Raw genomic sequence first — 6,571 nt, 5'->3', positions numbered from 1 at the left:
ACCCGGTCGTTGTCGTAGCCTGAGGCCTCCCACACCACCGTGCCGTTGCGGTTGATCACGCGCACCCGGTTCTTCGGGAAGTCCCGTATCCCTTCGATCATCAGGAACTCGTTGATGCCGTCCCCGTTCGGCGATACCGCCGGATGTACCCGCACCGCAAAGTCCGAGGCCGGGTCAACCACCCGTACCGTCACCGTTACCGGCTCAGCTGCTCCGTGGTTGCCGTCGCCCGCCTGTGTGGCCGTGATCGTCACCGTACCCAACCGGAGCACGTTGAGCGCCGTGCCGCTCAATGTCGCCACCTGCCCGTCGTCGATCGCCAGGCTGACCGGCAGCCCGCTTGAGGCCGTTACGTCCAGCTGCACAGTGCCCGCATCCCGGTTCACTTCCGCAGGGGCATTGAAGCTGATCGTCTGCGTGGCCTTGCCTACCACCAATGTGCGGCGGGTCTCCGGGCGGTTCACATAGTTCCCGTTCTCTGGAACAGTTGCCGTGATGGTTGCCTCACCCGCGCCCGTGATGCGGATCTGTCCGGCTGCCGTGATCTCCGCAACCGCCGGGTTACTGCTCGTGTACGTGATTCCCTCCCCGCTGCTTGCAGAAGCTCCACCATCAAACTCGCCGTCCCCGTAGGTTTTCGCTTCCAGCGCCGGGAAGGCCAGCGTCCGTTCGGCCGGGGTGACGGTCAGCACGGCCGTCAGCACCAGATCCCGGTAATTGCCGCCGCTCACGGTAGCCGTTACCTCCTGGGTGCCCGCATCCGTGCGGCTGTTGTTTTGGTAGCTTACGGACGTACCCTCCGGCAGGCCGCCAACGATTCCGAGTGATTTGGCGGTGCCGTCGTAAACGAAGCTGCCATCCGGTAATGTTACGCCCGAAATGACCACGCTGTTCACTTCCAGGTTGAAAGCCGCCAGGCTCGCCGACGCCGTACCGTCGCTCACCGAGACCACGATGCCCGCGGTCACACCTACGTCGCCGTTGCCCGGCGTGCCGCTCAGCCCGCCCGTGGCGGCATCGAAGTCCGCCCAATCCGGTTTGTTGGTTATGCTGAATGCCAACTCATCCCCGTCGAGGTCTTCGGCTGCCGGGATGAAGCTGTAGGCCACACCCTGGTCCACGGTGGTGGCCGGTGTGCCGCTGATCGTCGGCGCATTGTTCACATGCACCACCTCCAGGTCGAAGGCAGGCAGGCTTGCGCTCAGCTCCCCGTCGCTTACCGTAATGACGATACCCGTGGTGATGCCCACGTCACCGTTGTCCGGCGTACCGCTCAGCCCACCCATCGCGGTATCGAAGTCCGCCCAATCGGGCTTGTTCGTGATGCTGAACAGGAGGTCATCCCCGTCAATGTCCCGGCTTACGGGCATGAAGCTGTAAGCGGCACCCCGATCCACGCTTGTCGCCGGTGTGCCGCCGATGGTCGGCGCATCGTTCACGTTCACCACCTCCAGGTCGAAGGCAGCGAGATCCACCGATTCTGTGCCGTCACTTACCGTGATCATAATGCCCGTGGTAGTGCCCACGTCACTGTTGCCCGGCGTGCCGGATAACTCACCCGTCGTGGTATTAAAGTCCGCCCAGTCCGGCTTGTTGGTTATGCTGAATGCCAGCTCATCCCCGTCGGGGTCATCGGCTGCCGGGATGAAGCTATACATTTCATCCTGGTCCACGCTCGTGGCCGGTGTGCCGGTGATGGTCGGCGCATCGTTCACGTTCACCACCTCCAGGTCGAAGGCCGCAAGATCCACCGATTCTGTGCCGTCACTCACCGTGATCGTAATGCCCGTGGTAGTGCCCACGTCACTGTTGCCCGGGATTCCCGAAAGCTCTCCGGTCGCCGGATCGAAATCCGCCCAGTCCGGTTTGTTCACGATTGCGAAGGTAAGGTCTTCCGGACCGTTATCGACATCCGAAACCGCGGGCACGAAGCTGTACGCCACATCCTGATCCACAACCGTGGCCGGTGTGCCGCTGATCGCCGGCGCATCGTTCACCGGCACCATGGTCACCCTGGCCGATACACCCGGCTCGCCCGTGTCGTCACCGCCGTTTGCCGTGCCGCCGTCGTCCGTAACGCCGGTGATCGTAACGATGCGGCTCAGTTCGCCCGGATTTTCACCCGTATGTCCATAGGTCATACCATCCACCAGTGCCGCCGCATCCGCCGTGGAAAGCCCCGCCGTGCTGCCGATGGTCACCGTTGCCGTGCCCGCGCTTACCGAAACGGATACATCCAGCCCGCTTCCGGCGGTGGTCACCGTATGGCCGTCTTCCAGCGCCACCTGGCTGCCGTCAATAGATAAGAATTCCTCCGCACCGTTGGCCGCATTGGCCACCGTGAGCTCCAGGCCGCTCACCGGCTGCCCGGCTTCCACCACGTCGATGGAGGTGCCGCTGAACAGCACCACCGCCGGACCGTTCTCCGTAAACGTCGGATCGGCTCCCGTAGCCGTCAGTACGGGCGGGTCGTTGCGCAGGCCGATGGCCACGCTTGCCGTACCCATTACGGCCGCCCCCGCCTCATCGGCAAAGGTCCAGTCCAGTGTAATGTCCGTCGGCGGGTCGTTCGATGCATTCAGGTAGGTCACCTGCTGCATCATCGCGTTTATATCCGGTGTGGTCGGGATCCCGCCGCCGGCATCCGTGAAGGTGACCGTGAGCCGGCCGTCCACCGAGGTATCGAACGCGCCGATCACCTGGCCGCTCTTCACCAGCTGGCCCGACGAAACGGCCAGGCCGCTGCCGTCAACGAAGCCGAACACGTCATCCGCGACCGCTCCCCCGGTACGCTGTACGGTGAATGAAGCACCGCTGTAATTACCGTTGCCGCCGTTCAGCGCATCCAGCTCGCCGTCCGTGACGGTCACATCGTTATCGATCGCAATGGCGTCTCCCCCTTCGATGAAGGTATTGCCGCCGTCCAGGTCGGCCAGCGCCGGTGCGCGGTTCCCTTCCACCGCACCGATGTCTACGCTATTGCCCGCAACGCGCGCCGCGCCGGTAGCGTCCAGCGGCAACGGTTCCGCTACGTCGGTATTCCCGTTAAGGTCGTAGGTGTCGGGCGGCAGCCCGCCCGTGTCGCCCGCATCGACAAGCGCACTGCCCGCCTGCGGACGGTGGGTCTGCACCGGGCCGCCGTTATCGGCCAGGTCGCCCAGCAGCAGGTTGTCCGTACCCTGGCCGTTCAGGCTGCTGTTATCGGAAGTGATGACTGCGCTGGTCCCGAAATAACTGTTCGTTGCAGCCTCGATGGTACCGCCCACATCGTCCGGGGTACCGCCCGTCGCCAGCGGCGAACCGCCGGCCCCCGCCGTTGCACCCGCACCGGCAGTATTACCGGCCACCACCGTATTGACAAACACATCGTTGGTCCCGTTTGCAGACACGCCGCCTGCGTTGTCCGACGCCGCGTTCCCGACGATGGTCGAGTTATAGACCGTCGCCGCCCCGCTGGAAATCCGCAGGCCGCCACCGATGGAGCTGCTGCCCAGCGCCGCATTGCCGCTGACGGTACTATTGATCATCAACAGACCCGGCCCGGCGTACTGGATCCCGCCGCCATGCCCCCCCGTTCCCGTGGTCGTATTCCCCGACACCGTCGTGTTCACCATGTGCAGCATGCTGGACCCGACGAGACGGACGCCACCTCCAAAGCTATCGCTGCTGTTGCCGATCACCGCACAGTTCACCAAAATCAATGTTGTTGTAGAGCCGTAGATTCCTCCGCCACCCCAGCCCAGTTCGTGGTTGTCGGTAACCGCACAGTTGCGGAGCGTCGCTTGGGTATTGATGTCGAACGCAACCCCACCGCCTCCACCGGTGCCGGCACCGCCGGTCAGCACCAGCCCCTCCAATTCGACACCCGTGCGGCCCGATGACACCCAGATAATACGCGTGGCATTGTTACCCGATAGGGTCACATCCGGCACGCCATCGTCATCGAGGTCGCCGTCTATCCGCAGATTACTACGGCTTACCGAAAGCTGGGTTCCATCCAGCGTAACCGTGCCCCCCTGTGCAAATGTTATGGCATCCCCCGGGCGCGCCCAGTGCAGCGCCTCGCGCAGGCTCAGCCCGCCACCGTCCGCCTCGTCATCCGCCCAGCTGCCCGCCGTCGTCCTGTCGTCTCCTGTATCCAGCAGCGAGCTGACCAGCAGCGTCAGCGCCTGGGTCCGTACGATGTAATTGTTCGATCCCGCCGTGCCCTCGCCTGCGTTGCCCGCAGCGTCGCTCACGCCGGTCAGATCCAACGTAATCACATTCTCCGGTTCATAGGTATCCCCGGCCGGCGTGAACGTGGCTGTCCAGGTGATCCCACCGTCCGTCGACGTGACCGCACCCAGCGTGCCGTTGGCCACCGTCAGGTCACTGTTATCAAAACCCGTCACCGCCTCACTGAAGGTGATGGTGATCCCGGTGGTTTCCCCGGTAAGGACTTCAGTGTTGGATACTGTTATCGTAGACGTAGGCCGAGCCGTATCGATGGTGTAATTATTGGAAGTGGTTGTTCCCATGCCAGCGTTATCTTCGACGTTCACTACACCGGTATTATCTAGCCTGATTACGTTGGTTGCTACCTCGACATCGGGATCGGGCGTCAAGGTTGCCGTCCAAGTGATACCCCCGTCGGTAGATATCACGGGACTTAAGGTGCCGTTGTCTACAGTCAGGTCGTCGTTATCGAACCCGGTAACCGCCTCGCTGAAAGTGATGGTTACCGAGGCCGTTTCATTTAAGGATAGATCCGTGTTTGCTACGGTAATCGTAGCTGAAGGAATTTTTTCCACGACCAGCGAAAACGATTCCGTTCCGGAGCACCCGCTCGCGTCTGAAACCGTAACCGTAAAATTAAATGTTCCGCTTTCCTCTGGCGTTCCAGCAATCGTTCCACCCGAAGACAATGTAAGCCCATCGGGCAATGCACCAGCAGTAATTGCAAATGACGGTGGACCTAACGCCCCGGTTTGTGCGAGGGTTGTGCTGTAAGGCAGCCCTTCTATAGCTTCAGAAACAGTACCTGAAACCGTAAAGGCCGGACATACGTAAGGCGTATAAACGACATGATCAATACCGATATAATCAGAATTGGAACCCGAAGGTCCCGCACTGGTCACAAAATAACGAAATGCGACACGGCCGGATGTAGGTGCTGGGAGTCCAGAGACCGTAATGGTATATTGTGTCCAAATTTGCGGATAAACGTTTGCAACCAATGTTGGATTCACGCTTAACAACAACGTGGTAAAGTCGCCTACATTACTACCCGCGGCACCCACATTGGTACTTGCCCCATTCGTGCTCAACCGTACTTCCAATCGATCGGGATAATCGGTTTGCCCAGGACCTATGGTCGGTTTACGCGTATAAAAGGTAAGCACATCTCCATTACGGAATGTACGGTTCGGGGTAAGCAACCAATTGCTAATGATTCCCGAGCCACCTGTTGTACTATTAAAATTAGCCGCAATATACGCATTTGCGGCACCGTTATAGGCGTTAAAAGGGCCAGGGGTTGGAGTGGCGGTTGTAGACGTCCCCTGAAACCAATTCAGTGATCCCACGGGACTGCTGTTGTTCTGCGTGAGCCACCCGTTTCCGGCCAGCGTTGTAATATCATCAAAATTTTCCGTGAATGCTTGAGCAGATGCACGGTTTACACTTAGCATATGGCATGCAATCCACGCGATACAGAGGAAATATTTGGTCATGTTAGCTTGTTTTTTTAATGATAGCTTATACTCGGGCGCAAGCCGCCGGTGGTGGCAACAACGTAGCTAACAATAAACTAATCGGATTGAATCTCATCAATCCCAGTCCGGTTGAACAGCGGATAAAAACGTTCATAAGTTATAAGTAGATTTTTATCTGAATAAACTGATAGTGACCGATATATTCGATTTACAGTTAACCATACGAAAAAGAAACCGAAATATTAGGTCTAAGTATAAGGGTAAATGTGCCTTTCATAAATGAGTAGTTGTTTGCCGCCAAAACTAAAAATTCCAATCAGAGATACACCTACCCAAAAGGGTAGTTTTTCTTTTCTTTAAACGAACCTGAATTTAGTAGAGAAACCTGAATAACCATACTGGGAATAAAGGGATAGTATCCAGTTCGCAGACACGTGTCAAAATATTGAAACGGCTTAATCTGCTGGCTAATCTACGATGATTAATTCATCCATGTTTTTACAAGCAATAAGAACCCGGGGGCGCATTTGGTTCACTAAAAGTTGTCAGACATCGTTCGCGATTCATCATAGCAATCCCGTTCTCCCACCGAAGCGGTAGCGCAGCCCGATCTCGTGGGTGGTGTTGCTGATCCGCCGGTCCAGCGGCTCGCTGCCCGGGTTGAACTGGTAGCTGTAACCCAATCCGAACCCCCCGAAGTTGAACTGCGCCATACCCGCCAGCTCACCGTAGCTGCGAACGTTCATACCGATGCCGAATACCTCCTTGATGAAAACCAACGCAGAGGCCTCCGCCTGCGGACGAAGATTCTCCGCATACGTAACCAGCACACTCGGACGCAGGTGGAAGTCCGTACCCATCGAAAACAGCGCGCCCGC

At 58.7% G+C, this 6,571-nt stretch carries 2 protein-coding genes; both read right to left on the bottom strand.

All coding sequences use genetic code 11. The features are described 5' to 3' along the window. A partial coding sequence (locus tag BMZ56_RS25185) for an Ig-like domain-containing protein (RefSeq protein WP_143073034.1) occupies window positions 1–5,711 on the bottom strand: 5,711 nt, incomplete at its 3' end. 548 nt (window positions 5,712–6,259) lie between these two features. Further along, the coding region (locus BMZ56_RS25180) for a type IX secretion system membrane protein PorP/SprF (RefSeq protein ID WP_143073033.1) at window positions 6,260–6,571 on the bottom strand (312 nt) is incomplete at its 5' end.

It is taken from the genome of Parapedobacter indicus (genome assembly GCF_900113765.1).
Taxonomy (GTDB): Bacteria; Bacteroidota; Bacteroidia; order Sphingobacteriales; family Sphingobacteriaceae; genus Parapedobacter; species Parapedobacter indicus.
Note: the sequence above shows the minus strand (reverse complement) of the source record. Positions and strands in the feature narration are given on the sequence as shown.